Source organism: Vibrio sp. CAU 1672 (assembly GCF_029223195.1).
GTDB lineage: Bacteria > Pseudomonadota > Gammaproteobacteria > Enterobacterales > Vibrionaceae > Vibrio.
Map to the genome: position 1 here is coordinate 34,239 of NZ_JARHUF010000022.1, position 16,535 is coordinate 50,773.

The 16,535-nt window shown below is 47.8% G+C and carries 13 protein-coding genes; 7 read left to right on the top strand and 6 right to left on the bottom strand.

Going from position 1 to position 16,535, the window contains the following annotated elements:
• Window positions 1-54: 54 nt before the first annotated feature.
• On the bottom strand, window positions 55-1,032 hold the full coding sequence (locus P2G85_RS16875) for a Gfo/Idh/MocA family oxidoreductase (protein WP_275865234.1): 978 nt from the start codon (window positions 1,030-1,032) through the stop codon (window positions 55-57).
• A 52-nt stretch (window positions 1,033-1,084) separates the two neighbouring features.
• Window positions 1,085-3,718 (bottom strand): ATP-binding protein, encoded by a 2,634-nt coding sequence (locus tag P2G85_RS16880; RefSeq protein WP_275865235.1) that lies wholly within the window; start codon window positions 3,716-3,718, stop codon window positions 1,085-1,087.
• A gap of 675 nt (window positions 3,719-4,393) precedes the next feature.
• Here P2G85_RS16880 and P2G85_RS16885 point away from each other — a divergent pair.
• Together P2G85_RS16885 and P2G85_RS16890 are read left to right on the top strand one after the other, a co-directional pair.
• Entirely contained in the window at window positions 4,394-5,827 is a 1,434-nt protein-coding gene (locus tag P2G85_RS16885) for a glyceraldehyde-3-phosphate dehydrogenase (protein WP_275865236.1), read from the top strand.
• 256 nt (window positions 5,828-6,083) lie between these two features.
• Window positions 6,084-6,305 carry a hypothetical protein gene (locus P2G85_RS16890; protein WP_275865237.1) on the top strand — a complete coding sequence of 74 codons (222 nt, stop codon included), beginning with the start codon at window positions 6,084-6,086 and terminating at the stop codon, window positions 6,303-6,305.
• A 731-nt stretch (window positions 6,306-7,036) separates the two neighbouring features.
• Here P2G85_RS16890 and P2G85_RS16895 read toward each other — a convergent pair.
• The 3 genes from P2G85_RS16895 to P2G85_RS16905 all read right to left on the bottom strand — a co-directional run bounded on the left by P2G85_RS16895 (window position 7,037) and on the right by P2G85_RS16905 (window position 9,217).
• Window positions 7,037-7,651 (bottom strand): LysE family translocator, encoded by a 615-nt coding sequence (locus tag P2G85_RS16895; protein WP_275865238.1) that lies wholly within the window; start codon window positions 7,649-7,651, stop codon window positions 7,037-7,039.
• Window positions 7,652-7,756: 105 nt separating this feature from the next.
• Window positions 7,757-8,671, bottom strand: coding sequence for a LysR family transcriptional regulator (locus P2G85_RS16900; protein ID WP_275865264.1), 915 nt, complete (start codon window positions 8,669-8,671; stop codon window positions 7,757-7,759).
• 90 nt (window positions 8,672-8,761) lie between these two features.
• Window positions 8,762-9,217 (bottom strand): Lrp/AsnC family transcriptional regulator, encoded by a 456-nt coding sequence (locus tag P2G85_RS16905; protein ID WP_275865239.1) that lies wholly within the window; start codon window positions 9,215-9,217, stop codon window positions 8,762-8,764.
• 239 nt (window positions 9,218-9,456) lie between these two features.
• Between P2G85_RS16905 and yjeH the strand changes: the two genes are divergently transcribed.
• Window positions 9,457-10,722, top strand: a complete 1,266-nt coding sequence (yjeH, locus tag P2G85_RS16910; RefSeq protein WP_275865240.1) for an L-methionine/branched-chain amino acid transporter — start codon at window positions 9,457-9,459, stop codon at window positions 10,720-10,722.
• A gap of 61 nt (window positions 10,723-10,783) precedes the next feature.
• Here the strand turns inward: yjeH and P2G85_RS16915 are convergent, their stop codons facing one another.
• A complete protein-coding gene (locus P2G85_RS16915; protein ID WP_275865241.1) occupies window positions 10,784-11,779 on the bottom strand; it encodes a helix-turn-helix domain-containing protein in 996 nt (331 codons plus the stop codon).
• Window positions 11,780-11,890: 111 nt separating this feature from the next.
• Here P2G85_RS16915 and P2G85_RS16920 point away from each other — a divergent pair, with 111 nt between their 5' ends.
• The 4 genes from P2G85_RS16920 to P2G85_RS16935 all read left to right on the top strand — a co-directional run bounded on the left by P2G85_RS16920 (window position 11,891) and on the right by P2G85_RS16935 (window position 16,281).
• Window positions 11,891-12,217, top strand: a complete 327-nt coding sequence (locus P2G85_RS16920) for an MFS transporter (protein WP_275865242.1) — start codon at window positions 11,891-11,893, stop codon at window positions 12,215-12,217.
• Window positions 12,217-13,440, top strand: a complete 1,224-nt coding sequence (locus P2G85_RS16925; protein WP_275865243.1) for a biotin/lipoyl-binding protein — start codon at window positions 12,217-12,219, stop codon at window positions 13,438-13,440. Before P2G85_RS16920 ends, P2G85_RS16925 begins: the two co-directional genes overlap by 1 nt.
• A 97-nt stretch (window positions 13,441-13,537) precedes the next feature.
• Window positions 13,538-14,848, top strand: coding sequence for an AarF/ABC1/UbiB kinase family protein (locus tag P2G85_RS16930; protein ID WP_275865244.1), 1,311 nt, complete (start codon window positions 13,538-13,540; stop codon window positions 14,846-14,848).
• A gap of 86 nt (window positions 14,849-14,934) precedes the next feature.
• Window positions 14,935-16,281: a magnesium transporter gene (locus P2G85_RS16935; RefSeq protein WP_275865245.1), complete on the top strand. Its 1,347-nt coding sequence runs from the start codon at window positions 14,935-14,937 to the stop codon at window positions 16,279-16,281.
• Window positions 16,282-16,535 lie beyond the last annotated feature (254 nt).

The window sequence follows — 16,535 nt, forward strand, 5'->3', positions numbered from 1 at the left end:
CATTCAACAAAACCCTTCATTGGAGGGCTTTGTTAGTTAATAGCTATCGGCAGATTAATTATCCGCCGGGAACACGACCCCGGTCTGGTGTCGTATCTCTGTGAGGATTTTCGCGACTGTCAGTGAGCGTTGTTTGGTCACCTGACAAATAGAGCCGGTCTCAATTTGGTCAGCAAACGTCCTGGCTTCATAAAACATGTGATTCTCTACCTGGGGCAATGTTAAGCTTTCCGCTTGCTGGCCACGCATCACACGCTCTATGCTTTTGCCCGTTGAGATCATGTCCACCAGTACACTGCCTCGCTCGCCCTGAAACTCACTTGGAATCAGAGAGTCACTTATTTTTGAATGCAGCAGATTCACATTAAAGCCATCGTACGTCAGAGTAACACTACCGCATCCATCCACTCCGGAAGCAAGCAGACACGCACTGGCCTGAATGGTTTTCGGTTCACCAAATAACTCAACAGCCGCTCCGACACAGTAGTAACCAATATCCATCACCGAACCATTCGAGAATTCGGGGTTAAAGGTGTTTGGCATCTCCCCATCCAAATACTTCTGGTAGCGGGAAGAATATTGACAATAACTGATGGTTGCATGACGCAAAGGCGCTATAGCAGGTAAGGTTTGTTTCAGAACTCCGAAGTTAGGTGTATAAGGTGACATGAATGCTTCAAACAACACCACCTGATTCTGTTCTGCACATTCAAACATTTGTTGCGCCAGCGTATAGTTCGACGCCATCGGCTTTTCACAAATAACATGCTTACCTGCCTGCATCATTCTCATCGCCTGGGGGGCGTGTAACGAGTTAGGACTGGCGATATATACTGCATCAACATCATGATCAGATGCCAAGCGATCCAAATCATCATAATACACCGCAGCCGAAAATGACTGGCCAAACTCACGCGCCTTATCAATATCGCGTGAATAGACGGCATGCAGCGCGAACCGCTCCGTCTGTAACGCGGCTTCAACAAATTGCCGCGAGATCCAGTTAGTACCTATTACCGCCAACTTATACATAGTGATTCCTTTTCCGCCTAATACTGACTTTTCGCTGGATTAACCCACGGATTTAAGCAAGCTTTAACTCATTAAACAACTCATAAAGCTGGTTGGATTTATACGGTTTAGGCAAATATGCATCCATTCCTGCGGCGAAACACTTCTCAATATCTTCCTCGAGCACACTGGCGGTGAGCGCGATAATCGTCACTTTTTCGTTGCCGACATTTCTCTCCCAACGCCGGATTTCCCGGGTTGCGGTCAACCCGTCCATCACCGGCATCATGCAGTCCATTAAGATCGCATCAAATGGTCCATCCTGTGTGACGGCCTCCAGGGCTTCCTGACCATTACTGGTGATAAGGTAATCATACCCGGCTTTCTCTAAAAAGAAGCTGGCGATCTTCTGGTTCATTAAATTATCTTCAACGACAAGAATGCGACGTCTGGCCCGTGTTGTCACCAGATTGCGTGAATGTGCCCCATTCGATACCACGGCGTCTTGTTGCGGATACTGTCGTATCGCGGCTAACTCATCCATCGCGGTTTTAAACCGATTACCTAAAAACGGCTGAGTTAAAACCGTATGGATATGCTCAGCATTTATGTCCGATGCCCACAGGTGATGCTGGCACACGACGACCTTGCTCAATGGATAAGTTTTCTCAAGCTGCTCCAAAGCGCGGTTGATATCATTTTTGTTCGTATGGCAATAGAACACCACATCAAATTCATCGCGCATACCGATCGCATGTTCCAGATCACACACGTTAGTCAACTGAATGCCAGCAAGACGGCATTCACTGGCCAGCTGACGGGTGTAACCATATCCATTTGCAATCAAGAGCCCACAGCGGATGCTCTTTGTGGTCCAATGCGGTACCGCCAGAACATCAACATCAACAAAGAACTGGAAGCAACTACCAATCCCCTTGGTCGATTTGGCCGTCAACTCTCCTCCCATTAACGCAACCAGTTGCCGGCAAATTGCCAGTCCAAGCCCCGTACCACCAAACTGGCGGGTAATACCAGTATCCTCTTGAGTGAAAGGTTCAAAAATCGTCTTGAGTTTCGCTTGATCAATACCAATCCCGGTATCAGTCACTTGAAAAGTAATCCGCCCTTTATCACTCTGTAACGCTTGATACCCGACGCTGACAGCAACATTCCCCTCATGGGTGAACTTGATAGCATTACCAACTAAGTTGGTGAGTATTTGCTTTATCCGATGATCATCGGCCATTACGCGCGCCGGTATGCCTTCTGCCAGCTTGACACCCAATGCAATGTTTTTACTGGTGGCTTTAGATTGAAATAAAATCAGAGACTGATACACCACTTCGCGTATATCAGCTTCAACATAAGAAAGGTTAAGATTACCTGACTCGATCTTAGACAGATCCAAGATATCATTGAGCAACAGCAACAAAGAGTGCGATGATGAATCGATATCCATCAGTACTTCGTTCTGCTGTGAAGTTAAATTGCTTTGAGACAAGATCTCTGTCATGCCAATGATGCCATTCAGCGGGGTGCGGATCTCATGTGACATATTGGCCAGAAATACTGACTTAGCACGGTTCGCAGATATCGCCGATTCTTTTGCCTGCACGATAGCATCGGTCTGGTCGCGCATCGCCTCAATAATGCCATTGACCTGCCGGGAAAATATCGTGAACTCATCATTCCCATCGATTGTGATCTGAGTGCCTTTCTCATTCTTATCAAGCAACGCACTCAGCGATCGAATCAGTGAGTTTAGCTTGCCACTAACCCGATACCAGGTTGTGATACCCAGCCAACACAAAACTGCAATAAGCACAGCAACAAATAAACTCATGATGATGTTGGCTCTTTTTTGCTTCGCCACCTCCTGACGCAGAGCCGACTCAACCTCCAGAGAAAAACCATCGACCATGTTTTGCAGTCTTTGTACCCTGTAATCCAGTTCACTCAGGTATTCAGCATGATCATTGTCTGCCATGAGGCCATTGAGTAAATTTTCCCGTTCATGCAGATTTTGTTGAAATCGATTGGAAGAAAAGAATGCCAACAATTGTTCGGTATGGTGATAACTGCTACCTAAGCCAAGAAAGTGATCCAAGCTCTGTTGCTGTCGCTCGATCGCCTGGAAAAAGGGGGCTTTATCAAACTTTAAATTTCCATCATACATCTGACGATAGGTAAGCCACGCCTCTTTCTGGGTCCAGTACGACAGTTGTGCTAAAGAGACAATAACGTCTTGCATCCACAGTATTTTCCTGCTGTCCAGCTGAACTTGGTAATTAAGCGAGTCCGCTATATCTTTGAGTAAAGAAAATGCCCACTCTCCTGATTCCAGTCGGATTTGATTATCGTCTGAAAGGGCGCCCACCATGACATCATGAAGTTCAGCCGCATACTCCCGTGTATGCGGGTTTTGGCGGAATTGCCAATATAACAACTCAACGTCTGCATGAGTCGGGGTTGGATGGCTGGCGGTTTCACTTTGCAGAGCAGGAATACGATGCGCATTTTCCAGTGACAGCACCAAATTAGAAGACAAAGAGATCAGTTTATAAGTCTGGATGTCATACAACACATGATTGAGCCGCTCAATCTGAGCGGAATATCGGGAAAATTGCTGAGCAGCAAACATAGCAATCACGACTGCCGGTAGCAGTGCCAAAAGAGCCAGTCGAGTTTTTATTTTATACCTAGCCATGCTTTGCTCAGACCACTCAGTGAACGAACTTTCATTAAATACTAGACCAATTTTATAAAAGCCGAGAACAGAGCTCTGGGTACGCCAGTCAAAACAGCCTAGTGTCAGTAGCGTCTGGCAGCAAACCATGCATTGTCAAAAAGAAACATCGACCGAACATTATTGGCCAAACAGGGTGAGGCTAATTATTACGACGTTGCATCTTTTAACATAAAAACGTGATCTCTAACCCATTTGGGGCAACTTATACTATCTGAGTATCGCCCACCCTGATTTAAACCAAAGCATAAATACTGCCGCAGACTTAAACCGCACTTGTCGTTTACTTTTTTGGTGTGTTATTTGATCGGCATTCAATAGTTTTCGTGTATATCAATTTAATCTCATAGCAATATTTTGAACTGACTTGTTATCCTCGCAAAATAAGTTTTCACTTCCTAAAAAGTCAATATGCCTAAGATGCCCTTTTAGTCATAGTTTTGAACTAATTCGGTCAGCTTAAACAACAGATTTACCTTAATTTATTTTTCCTAGCAGAATAAGTGCTCTACCTGTAAACTCTGCACACATAACTGTTACAACTTAATTACATTACCAGCCAAACCCTCCAACAACGCATCACAGCTTGCAGGAGAGAGTAAGGCCAGCCCCTAACGTGAAAGGTCCAATACAACAATGAGTCCAGAGAAATATCTCCAAGACTGGCAAACCAGCCAAACGATTGCTGAATCCATCTCCCCTCTTATTGGTAAGTTATATCGTCAGAAAGGCATCGAAGTTGTCCTGTTCGGGAAAACACTCATCAATGCAACGACGATCGACATTCTCAAAACTCACCGTGTCGCCCGACGCTACACCGGAAGCCCGCTATCACTAGAGCACACCATGCCAATCATTCAAGCCCTGTGTGAGATGAGCATATCTTCCTGCCGCGTTGACGCAGGTCAGCTAGCGACAATGTACTGGAAAGAGCATGATGACGCCTCTGCCGTCAGCGATTTTTTACACACCGCTCTTGCTGGAGCTCGTGATGCCGACTCCTCACTAGAAGTCCGTGATGTGGTACTGTACGGTTTTGGCCGTATCGGTCGTCTGCTGACGCGGCTCCTGATTGAAAAAAGTGGCCCGGGATATCCGCTACGATTACGCGCGATCGTGGTGCGTGGTGGTAAGAAAGGCGATTTAGAAAAACGTGCCAGCCTGCTCCGCCGCGACTCTGTTCATGGTCAGTTCAACGGCAGCATTGTCGTAGATGAAGAGCGTAAAGCACTTATTGTGAACGGAAATTATATTCAAATTATCTACGCAAACCAGCCAGCGGACATCGATTACTCGACATACGGTATCAACAATGCATTGGTTGTCGATAACACCGGCGTTTGGCGTGATGCTGAAGGTCTGAGCCAGCACCTGACATGTCAGGGGGCTGAAAAAGTACTCCTCACGGCGCCGGGTAAAGGTGACATCAAAAACGTGGTTTTCGGTGTCAACGAATCGGTAATTAATAAAGATGACACCATTATCTCTGCCGCAAGTTGTACGACTAACGCCATTACTCCGGTACTAAAAGCGCTCAATGATAAGTATGGCGTGCTTTCTGGCCACATTGAGACCGTACACTCGTACACCAATGACCAGAATTTGATCGACAACTTCCACTCTGGTGACCGCCGTGGCCGCAGTGCCTCTCTGAACATGGTGCTAACCTCAACCGGCGCGGCAAAAGCGGTCGCTAAAGCCCTGCCGGAACTGGCTGGAAAGCTGACCGGAAACGCAATACGCGTACCGACACCAAACGTATCGATGGCAGTAGCAAACCTCAATCTGGGAGAAGAGGTTGACCGAGATAACCTAAACAATTACCTGCGTGAGATGGCCCTTAACTCCGCGCTGTCAGCTCAGATCGATTACACTGACTCGACCGAAATTGTCTCGAGTGATTTAGTCGGTTCGCGTCACGCCGGCGTCGTCGATGGCCAAGCCACGATTGCACAAGACAAGCGTTGCGTACTGTACATTTGGTACGACAACGAGTTTGGATACAGCTGCCAAGTGGTGCACTGTATGGAACAAATGATGGGCGTTCGTTACCAGACTTTCCCTCGATAGGTAAACTTTGCTCCACAACGTTAACCACAGCCGGTAACAACGAAACCAACGTTTGTTCTAGTATTCGCTCAATGTGAGCATAATAATAATTTTAAACTCCCCCGTTTTACGCCTGACTCATCCTCAGGCGTTTTTTCTTTCTCAAGCTAATTTAACCATCCTCTGACAAATCAGAACCGGTTTGAACGACGTGTTCATGTTTCGTTCATCTTCAGGCCGTTAATCTCAATACATAGATTGTGAAAGAGGTCATTATATGAACAGAATTGTCGTTACAACATTGGCACTGATTACCGGTTTTTTTACCTTAATCTTTAGCTTAGTTATGGCGATTCCATTGACGATTGCAGCACTGATTACCGGTAAACGTATTGAGAGACGCGTCAAGCAGATGCAACAAGAAATACATGAAGAATATGAGTTCAATACAGGAAAAGCTGACGCCATTGAAGGCGAATTTGAAGAGATTCGTCGTTAGAATTTAACAAGCAAGGTTACTTAACTCCCCCATATGTTCCTGAGCAACCTTCCTTGTTGACATCCTGACTCAACTGATGAGTCGGGATTTTTTTTACCTGATATAAAGTCGGCCTGCGACAGCGCGGAAAGCTGATGTATCATCAGTCCCGAGAACCGTTTGAGTCATATTTTGATGCTTTAGCGTTGCGATAACCCTCACACCATAACTCTGCATCAATAGATGCATAAGGATTGGCTTCCTCCGGTAGACCTCGCAGATAGGCATTGCGCCCTTCTTGCTTGAGTTTCTCAATTCTATCACGCACAAAGTTAAAACTATTAGGATCCACCTGGCGTAAAACCATGGCTATAATCCCAAATCCAGCCACGATTATTGACTATAGGCCAACAAAGCTACCAAAGCCTTTGCCTGTCAACAAAACCCAAGCAGTAGAGAAGAATCCGGTAACCAGAAAAGCTGAAAGTAAACAACTTGCTTTTTTCATATTTCTCTCACTTTAGTAGAAAGCCTTACACCAATCCCATCATCGATGAATAAGTAAGAGGAAAATCCCAACATAAGTTCTTTATCAAATAAAGACCACTTTACGGCCAACGTCAATTTCATATGCAACCCGTTTAATAATAAATAATTAACGCCTGTGCGTGACAGTTTTCCATATCTATACCAAGCCAAAAGACAAAAGCAGCCGGGATGGCTGCTTTTGTATAACCCGCTTTTTCTTACAGCTAAACTGCTAACACCACTCGTAGCGCCAGCAGTATCAATACAACCCCCGACAACCGGTCGATCAACACGGCTTTCGACCGAATACGCTCAACCAGTCGCGAACTGGAAAGCACCAAAGTAATGAAGGTATACCACAAACCATCAACAACAAACGGCGTTGCGACGATGATCATTTGATTGCTCAAACCGTTCCCCAGTGCCACAAACTGACTGAACAGAGCGATGAAAAACAGCGCTATTTTCGGACTCAAAATCGAAATCAGAAACCCTTCACGTGCTGATTGGAGCACTTTGGTCTGTTGACCGGATTCCAGCTTCGCTGCAACACCTCCCTTCGAGCGTAATGCATTAAAACCCAGATACGCCAGATACGCGGCCCCAGCTAAACTGATGGTTTTAAATAATACCGGGCTTTGCTGCAGCACCACGGCAAGGCCAATTAAAGTAATAAAAGCGTAGATGCCGATGCCAAGTGCATGCGCCCAAGCCGTTGCCAGACCGTTTACACGTCCGCCGGCAAGCGAATGCTTAGCAACCATCGCCAAACTCGGCCCCGGAGACATCGCACCAAGCAAACACACGGTAAAAAGTGATAACCAAACTGTCAGTGTCATAAACTTCTCCTGTTTGGCGACAATTTATCAATAGAAAGGATATAAATAGAAATCAGACTTTTTCATAATGGTTATGATTTCTAATCATAACCTGGCAACAAATGTTCAGCGGATCGAATACTCACACCACTGCATCACCCCACGCATCTCTTCACGTACCCATTTATGCGCAGGATCATTATCAAACTTTGGATGCCACATCAGCCAATACTGGTACGTTTGCGTTTCCAACGGTAAAGGCTTATGCACCAAGGCCCAATGTCTGGCCAGATTATGCGCAATGTGTTCCGGGACAATCATCAAATGTTCACTCGAAACCAGGCGATTAACCGCCGCAGAAAAGAACGGCACCTTGAGGGTAATATGGCGTGACAGCCCCCGCTCTTTTAGCGCTACATCCGTACTGGAATCTTTATCACCGCCTCCCGTCACTTTAATGTGAGAATAACGGATCAGATCATCAACACTGAGTGTGCGTTTATCCACCAGTGGATGACCAGCCTTCATCATGCAGACAACAGTATCCGCCCCTATGTTGATACTTGACACGCCGGGAGGCTTTTCCGGGTACATGGTCGATGCGATATGAATGCCGCTTTCATGCAGCTTATCAAGAAAGTCCGGCTGCCAAAGCCGGTAGTCGATATCTAACTGCGGCGCACACGCGGTTAAATGCGCCGCAATATCTGGCAGCACATACTGAGCAACATAGTCGCTTGACGCAATCACCAACTCACCCTGCCACTCTGCTGGATTAAACGGTTTATCATCTAACAGGTGATCAAACTCAGCCAACAACGCATCCAGCTTATTTTTCAGCACCAGGGCTCTGGGAGTGGGGAGTAACTGGTTACCCTGACGCACCAGCAGGGGATCACCACACAACTCTCGCAATTGAGCTAACTGGCGACTGACCGCAGATTGAGTGATGTGCAGTCGTTGTGCCGCCCGGCTGACATGGCACTCATCTAAAAGCACGTGTAATGAACGCAATAAATTGAGATTGATGTTATTCAGCACGTTCTGCCCCCTTTGCTCGCCACTTGCTGCCAGCGTGGACATCATGGCTTTCCATCACTTGCTCACAATAAAGCACAACGTCTTGCCTTGTCATTTAACGAACGTGTTCCCTGTGGTATTAAAAAACTCGGTCAGTACGGTATGGGTTGTAAGATGCCGAAGCTCCGGATAACGTTGAATTTGATCACGAATTTGGTTAAGCCGGTTCATATGGGGAACCTCGACGAACAGCATCATGTCGGTTTCACCACTGATCGCATGGCACCATTTCACCCCATCAATTTTATACAGCTCATCCACATAAGACTCACAGTAGTGGCTGGATGAAGACGTATCAAACTTCAGCGCGAAATAGGCACATATTGACGTGCCCTCAGTTGCAGCGATCTCCGCATGATAGCCCAGTATAATCTTGTCATTCTCCAGTCTTTTGATACGCGCGGTTACCGCAGAGCGGGAAAGATTCACTTTGTCGGCGATATCAGTTATTGACAAGCGGGCATTGTGCCGGAGTATGTCTATGATTTTAAGGTCAAATTTGTCCATAAACTTACCTAGCTTTCCTTAATTTTTCCATTCTATACCCAAACAAGCAGAATAAGCGAGATCTGCAACAGCCGACACCTTATAAATCCCCAACATGGCGCAGCAAATCCGGCGTTAAACGGCCATTTTGTTGGTAACAACCCAAACAACCGTCATTTTGCTGGTAGACAAGCGCATTTTGTTGTTGAGAATTTGGGTAAGCTAGAAACGTAAAAAGATCAGGACGCCAAACAACAGTTATGGAACAACTCAAAAAAGACATCACGCTCACTTCCGGGATAAGTCAGCTATCAACCACATTGATGGGAACCGGTTTATTTATGATCCCGGCTATCGCCTCTGGCATCGCGGGCCACTACGTACTCTGGGCGTGGATCGTTCTGTTTATCGCGATCTGCCCTATTGCGCTGACTTTCGCTCAGTTAGGCAAACGCTACCCCAACGCCGGAGGTACCGCTTATTTTGTCCGTCGGGCATTCAACAGCAAACTGGAAAGCAGTGTGGCCTGGCTGTTTGTCAGCGTGATCCCGGTCGGCGTACCTGCAGCTATCGCGCTGGCGGCAGGTTTTTTACAGCAGCTTCTGCCGGCATCGTTCAGCAATCACCTTTTTGCCCAGGTGATTACCATTGTACTGTTAATTGGGGTAAATCTGCTCGGGACCAAGTCTTCCGGGCGCTTACAGACCTTAATCGCCCTGAGCATTTTTGCCCTGGTGGGCGCATTTGTATGGCGAGGCGATATCGGCAGTGCCGATTTGGCCATGCCTGACATCACGGCTGAAACCTCTTGGCCAATCGCGGCTGCGCTTGGCGTAATGTTCTGGTGCTTCGTTGGCATTGAAGCTTTCGCTCATATGGGCGAAGAATTTAAAAACCCTCAGCGGGATTTCCCGGTTGCCATCATCATTGGCTGCTTCGTCGCAGGTGTGACCTACTGGGCATGCTCGGTAGTAATATTAAAGTTTGGTGCCTACGGCAATGCCGAAATGGACAGTGCCTCCATCCCCTGGCTCAGCGCTCACCTTTTTGGCGATGGGTTAAAATGGCTCATCAGCCTGATTGGCTTTGCCGCATGCTTTGCCAGTATCAACCTTTACACCCAAAGCCTTGCCCGTATGGTGTGGGCACAAGCCAGGGAACATCGCCCGAATGATCCCATTGCCCGCCTTTCGGTTCGTGGCGTACCCGCCAATGCCACCCTGCTGGTTGGCAGCATCTTACTGGTTTCCTGCTTAATTGGCTCACTATCAGGACTGAACCTGGAGTTTTTCCTCAAACTTGCCAACGGTATATTTGTCTTGGTTTACCTGCTTTCTATGCTCTCCGCCGTAAAACTCCTGCAAGGGATCGGCAGAGTGCTGGCGGGAGTTTCTTTGCTGCTCTGTAGCGGCGTATTTATCTGCCTGGGTTGGTCAATGCTGTACGCCATCACCATTTTTGTCGTGCTTTCACTGCCATGGAAGCAATGGAGAAAAAAGAACCAGACAGAAACGACATTATCATAAAGCCTGTCACGCTTTGATCGCCAGCGGCTCACAACTACTGGCGACACGTCACACTCTGGCGCTAATGCACATGGCGTTCGAGGTACTGTCTTGGGGTCAGCCCCCGATTTCGTTTGAACATTCGATTGAAACTGGCGGTATTGGTGTACCCCAACAGTCCGGCAACCTCATCGATTCCTTTACCATTGACCAACATTTGTACCGCGACATTACTCAATACGTAACCGAGCACTGTGGAAAAGTTCATGCCAAACTTATGTAAGCGCCGCTGGAACTGTTGTTCTGAAAGCCCCAGTAAGCCAGATACCCGGCCGAGTGAAGGTAAACCAAAATGGCGGCTGTAATTGAAGACTTCATAAATGGCTTTCAACTCATCTTCCGGATCCGGCATGTTCAGCAGCTCATCCAAGTCGGAAAAATTCATCGCCAGGCGCTGAGCTTTGGGAGGGTTTGCCTGCCGCGACGCTAAACGATCATTACCATGCAGCCACACTTCTGTTCTGGAATGGTTCCAGTCGACCTCGCAACCAAAATATCCTGTGTAGAGTTCGTGATTTTTGCGAGAACCAGATAACCGCACTCGCAGCGGGGCATAATCTGCGCCAAGGAACTCACGCAAGACCTTTAACATCAGCATCGCAATACGAATACTGTCATGCACATTGACTGATGGATCAAGAAAGCGGTTAGCGTAGGTCCACTTAATAATGCTTCCCGACTGAGCACCTGCCAGCGTCGCCCCCGACTGAATATTGCTCATGCCATAATTAACCCGTCGAATCGTGCTGGCAAGATCCTCTCCGGAATAAAGCCATCGTCCAATTGGGCCAATTTGCTGCAACTCAACATGACGACTCATATTGAGATACACATCCGGATCCTGGCTGTTCTCCTCCAGTTTCATATACCATTTGTTCAACTCTGGCATTGGTATCAAATTCATCGGATTGTGGAAGACACTGTCCGGAATCCCAAGAGCCCCTTCAGGCAACTGGTAATGAGCGCGAGCATTTCGGTGAACATTCACAATGCCCAATGCGCGGATAAATCGGATCATAGGTAACAGAACGCATCATTATTAAGTACATTATAAAGTAATCTGTCATAAAACCCCCTCCATTTCAATTGATCAACACAATACGCTCCTTCGTCCAAATAGGAGTTATGAATGAGCTTATTGAGTGTCCCATTTGTCGGTACTGGTGCAGATACCGCACTGCACGTCGTCGCAGCGGTGGTGCTGGTCGCAAGCGTCGCAGGTGCCTGTTACGGCTTTTGGAAAATCCACGAGTTACCTATCAACAAGGCCCACAGCAAAGATCATCATCAAATCGGCTTGATCACCGCCATGACGTGGATTGGCTTTGTCTGGCACTGGGTGTGGGTTTTGGCAGTGATTTTTGCCTTTGTCGACATGGAAAAAGCCATTATTAACCTGCGGGATACATGGAAAGGCCAACCACACCCTGAGCATCAACCACAAGAGGAAGCGTAATGTTAGAAGGTTTGGCGGTTTGGGCCCTGTTTATTTACTTACTGCGTTTGGTCGGTATGCCCTGGAATAAAGTCACCAAGTCTTTCGCCTATTTGGGCGGTATAGGCTGGTTGATGTTTGTCTGGGTCGGGCTGATTAACTTTACCCCCATGGACATATCCGGTGGTTCGGTCGTGCAATCACCGCATATCCAGTTACGCCCCGACTCAACAGATGTCAGAGGCAAAGTTGAGCATATTTATATTGAGCCCAATCAACAAATTGAGAAAGGTCAGCTGATTTACGAACTGGACAGCACGCGCTATCAGATTGCCTTAAATCAAGCTAACGTGTCAGCCGAAGCGGCAGGTGTGGCACTGGCTACCGCCCAAGGGGATGTCGCCATCGAGCAGGCCAGCCACCAGGCATTGCTGCAGGATCTGGAAACCTCAAAAAGCAAGCTTGCTGCCGCCGAAGTCGACTATGCGTTACAACAAAAAATGCTCGCGCGTTACCAGGAGCAGAATCGTGTGGTACACAATACCATCACCGGTAGTGACATTGATAAACAGGCCAGTGCGGTGGAAACGGCACGTCAGCATGTCCTGACGCTTGAATCACAGATCAAAAAGCAGCAGGTTGATATTTCTCGCGCTAAACTCGCAATTAGCAAAGCCGAGCTAGCAGTAGAGAGCCGGCAAGCAGAACAGCGACAGGCCATCGAGAAGGTCGCGAAAGCCCAGTGGGACATGGACAGCACTAAAGTCTACGCACCAACGGATGGCTTTGTGACGAATTTTATCCTGCGCGAAGGGCAACGCGTGTCAATGATGCCCCGGTTAAACATGTACACCAATGAAAAATACGTGTTGATGCGGGTTAACCATCAGGCGATCCGTAATATTAAGCCGGGACAGACAGCGGAGTTCGCCTCTTCGGTGTACCCGGGTAAGATTTTCTCAGCCAGTGTCGAGGGCATTGTCGAAGCAACCGGTGAAGCGCAGGGTAATCTGCTCGGTTTCGATGATAATGTGCGGGCTACCACCGGGAAGAACCTTCAGAACAAGCACCATTTTGTCCGTCTGAAAATCAACGAAACGGAAGGCTATGACATTCCGGTTGGCTCAGTCGGTCTGGCGTGGGTAAGTGGCGAGAAACCGATCAGCTTCCTGGCATTCCTGGATGTCATTCGCGGCATCATCATCCGCATGAAATCTCAGCTGTACTTCTTCTACTCAATTTAACCCACTACCGCCAGAACACTGGCGGTTTTTGTTTGTCGGCTTGTGCCCTATCGAGTTAGTTTGGCGTATAAGAGGAAGATTAACCAGGAGCCTTAATATGCCAAACAAGGATAAAAGCCTGCCCGTTCATCGCATCACCAGGCTGGGAAAGTTTGCGTCACTGGCAACGCGGGTAGCCGGTAACGTGATAGCGGAAGGCAGCAAGCAAATCGTCCAAGGCCAACGGCCGAAGGCAAAAGACTTGCTGTTGACCCCACAAAACATCACCCGCCTGACCACACAGTTGGCACAGTTGCGCGGCGCAGCGATGAAACTGGGCCAAATGTTGTCAATGGACGCCGGTGATATGCTGCAACCAGAGCTGGCCGAGATCCTTGCCCGGCTGCGATCTGACGCCGACCCCATGCCAGCCAAACAGCTCAATGCGGTATTAGAAACCGCGTTAGGGCCTGACTGGAAAATGGCTTTTCTGGCTTTCAATTTTAAACCTATAGCCAGCGCATCAATCGGCCAAGTCCATCAGGCTTACAGCGACACCGGTGACAGACTGGCGGTAAAAGTGCAGTACCCGGGAATTCGGCAAAGCATTGACAGCGATGTTGACAATGTCGGTACCTTATTAAAGGTTGTCAACTTAATCCCGGAATCTATTGATTACAAAGGGTTTCTTGAAGACGCCAAACAACAGCTCCATGACGAGGCAGATTACCAGCGCGAAGCCGCTTTCGCCAGACGCTATCATGATCTGCTCCGACCCTATACGCAATTCGTAGTACCGAGGATTTACCCAGACAGCTGTTCAGCCTCTGTACTGGCGATGGAATTTATCCAGGGAGAGCCTATCGAAACCATTGCGCACAGAGATCAGCAAACTCGTGATTTGGTGATGAAAAACTTACTCGAGTTACTCTTCCTTGAGCTGTTTGAATTTAAGATGGTGCAAACGGATCCGAATTTTGCCAACTTTTTGTATCTCAAGGACACCGGGCAAATCGGCTTGTTAGATTTTGGCGCCACGCGTGAATACAGTACACACTTCAGCAATGGCTACCGACAAGCTTTCAAAGCGGTAATCCATCATGATGAGAATGGTTTGAATCAGGCCCTGCAACAGATCGGTTTTTTCAGTCAGGCTATACTGCCAGAGCAGCGGCAGGCCATTCTTGACTTGGTCAAAATGGCCTGCGAGCCAATGCTCATTGACGACCAGTATGACTTCCAGGCCAGTGGGTTAGCTGTGCGCTTACGCAAAGCCGGTACAATTTTGAGTATGGAGCAGGACTACTGGCATACCCCGCCGGCAGATGCGCTCTTTCTCCATCGTAAAATCGCGGGGTTGTATTTGCTCGCAGCCAGGACTGGAGCCAAAGTCAACGTTCGCAGGATGGTTCTGCCTTATCTTGACTGACCGGACCATCAAGGTATTGTTTTTCTCCCACTTTCAAGTAACTTGAACAGCAGTCAACTATAATAACCGGGTTCTCGGGGTATTCTGTGAGCAAATTTCAAGACCTCTCGACGCTAATTGAACAAGTGGTCAAAGCCGATGAAGCACAGCAAATGACGTTGCTCAATGAGTCTATTGAGCATGGGCTGGAGCCTAGTGCCGTTGCGTTGATTCTCGAAGCATTTCCTATTGAAGAGCGTGTTCGGCTCTGGCGGGCACTACCGTTAGAGCTGCATATTGACGTATTAACTGAAATGCGTGCCGATGTACGCTTTTCGATCATTAATGCCCTCACTGAGGTCGAGCTCAAGCTTACCCTGGCCAAGCTCGATAACCTGGCACTGATAGAGTGGGCCGACTCGCTTCCGGAAAGCATTATCAATGAAGCACTGGAGCTGGTCGAGAAAGATGAACTTGAGCTTTACGACCAGGCCAACCAGTATGAAGAGGATCAACTCGGCCGCTGGGCTGAACGTAAAGTCATTACGCTACCATTCAATATTACCACCGGCCGTGCCTGCCGACTGATGGAGCGCCATAGTTACGATACTCCTCAACAGGTTTACCTGATCAACCGTCAAAAACAGCTGCGGGGTGTCGTCAATTACTACGATATTTTACGCAGTGAGCCTAATACAAGCCTGAAAAGCCTCGATAATGAGACCATCACTGTGCTGGACAGTAAACTGCCCTTGGCTGAAGCCGTTGAAGCGCTCGAACACAGTGCCTTCCCCTCTCTGCCGGTAACCGATGAAGACCAGACGCTGGTTGGTGAGGTCGACTGGCAGTTTGCTCTCAGCACCCAGCGCGAAATATACGAAGCACGCCTGATGGCCGGTACCGGTATGGACGAAGGTGACGACTTATTTGCTCCGGTAATGAAAAGTTCGCAAAAACGCGGGGTATGGCTGGGCATCAATTTACTCACCGCAATTTTGGCTTCGGTGACGATTGGGTTATTTGAGGATGTGATCGCTCAGGTGGTCGCACTGGCGGTATTAATGCCGATTGTAGCCTCAATGGGCGGCATTGCCGGCAGCCAGACATTAACCTTGATGGTGCGCGCCATGGCACTTAACCAGATCACTCCCGGTAACCGTCTGGCATTGCTTAAAAATGAGCTGGGGATAGGATCATTAAATGGCTTGGTATGGGCGCTGATCATCGGAGCCCTGGCAGGCTTATGGTTTCAGTCGCCAATTTTAGGTGCCACGATTTCACTTGCGATCATCGTCAACATCATTACCGCTGCTCTGTTTGGGGTAATCATCCCGATTGTTTTGGACAAACTTAAACTGGATCCGGCTCTGGCTGGCTCAGTGATCCTAACAACCGTGACCGACGTGGTCGGCTTTTTTGCCTTTTTAGGCACCGCTAGCCTGGTCATGCTTTAAATATCAATAATGACCAGCTCATGAGGTTAATGTTAATTCCAGGTGAGGAATCCAAAGAACGTGCTCTATATCGAAATTCGCTGGTGTAACGGAAAAATGATGCTTTCAATATTTGCACATCGCGACGACTAATACTATCGTTTAAAGCCTCTATTGAGCTTCCTAACAAAAGGATCAATAGTGTGCTATCAAGCAGATTTATACTAGCAACGTCAACTATTAATAAGAAAAATCAACAAAGAAGATAGGAGCAA